Annotated in this window: 1 protein-coding gene; it reads left to right on the top strand. The window is 36.3% G+C overall.

Annotated features, from left to right (window positions below; translation table 11 throughout):
* Positions 1-1,337, top strand: a protein-coding gene (locus ACLIJJ_RS26780) for an IS3 family transposase (protein WP_411412014.1) whose coding sequence is annotated in 2 segments (ribosomal slippage) — positions 1-436 and positions 436-1,337 — 1,338 coding nt annotated over the 2 segments. Because the reading frame shifts where the segments join, the coding sequence is not laid out codon by codon here. This gene is flagged as partial in the annotation.
* Positions 1,338-1,373: the final 36 nt, after the last annotated feature.

Raw genomic sequence — 1,373 nt, 5'->3', positions numbered from 1 at the left:
GAGGAAAAATTACAAGCAGCACTACGGTACTTAGAAGGCAAAGAAAGCTCACATGAAATTGCTAAAACTATTGGAACAGACCATAAAGCAATTCTTAAATGGGCGAAACAATATGAGTATAACGGTGTAGAAGCTTTTATTAAACGGTATACAAATTATTCAGCACAGTTTAAACTAGACGTACTAAATTACATGATTGAACATGGTACGTCCTTTATCGAAACTGCGGCTATATTTAATATAGCTACTCCATCTACACTTCGAAGTTGGAACAAACAACTTGAAACAAAAGGATTCGATGCCCTTCAATCAAAGAAAAAGGGGCGTCCATCCATGAAAAAAGAAACGAATAAACAACCAAAACAAACACCAGTAGAAGGGTCAACAGAAGCACTTCAAGCACGTATTAAGCAACTTGAAATGGAAAACGAGTATTTAAAAAAGTTGAATGCCTTAGTTCAAGCCAAGGAAACATCACCAAAAAAGACAAAGTAAAGGTCATCTATGAATTAAGGCATAAATACTCGGTGAAGGCACTTGCCAAATTTGCACAGATTCCACGTAGTACGTACTATGACTTAGTGAAGAAATTAGATCGACCCGATCTAGATGCCGAGTTAAAAACCGAGATTCAAGCGATTTACAACGAACATGAGGGTCGTTATGGGTACCGACGAATTCGTGATGAACTCGCAAATCGTGGGCGAAAAGTGAATCATAAAAAAGTTCAACGCATCATGAAAACCCTTGGTTTAAAGTGCATAGTCAGAATGAAAAAGTATAAATCATATAAAGGGACAGTCGGTAAAATCGCACCTAATATTTTAGACCGTAAGTTTACAGTTGAAGTCCCTAATACGAAGTGGGTAACCGATATTTCAGAGCTTAAATTATTTGGTGAAAAGCTCTATTTATCACCTGTTTTAGACTTATTTAATGGGGAAATAATTACATACACAATTGGTCATAGACCCACGTATTCCCTTGTTTCAGAAATGTTGGAGAAAGCATTAGAAAAGTTACCAGAGGAACACCAATTACTGATGCATTCCGATCAAGGTTGGCATTATCAAATGAAACAATATCGTCACGCACTTGCATCAAGAGGCATTGTGCAAAGTATGTCTCGTAAAGGAAACTGTTACGACAACTCAGTTATGGAGAATTTCTTTGGAATTCTTAAATCGGAATTCCTCTACTTAAAGGAATTTGAAAGTATGGAACATTTTAAATTGGAACTTGAAAATTACATAACGTATTACAACACAAAACGCATGAAGGCAAAATTAAAAATGAGTCCGATACAATACCGAACTCATTTTATACAAGCTGCCTGACGAAATAACCGTGTCTAACTTTTAGGGGTCACTTCA

This window comes from Niallia laureatilytica, assembly GCF_046613985.1.
GTDB lineage: Bacteria > Bacillota > Bacilli > Bacillales > Cytobacillaceae > Niallia.
The sequence above is the reverse complement of the archived record's forward strand: the minus strand, read 5'-3'. Positions and strand labels throughout refer to the sequence as shown.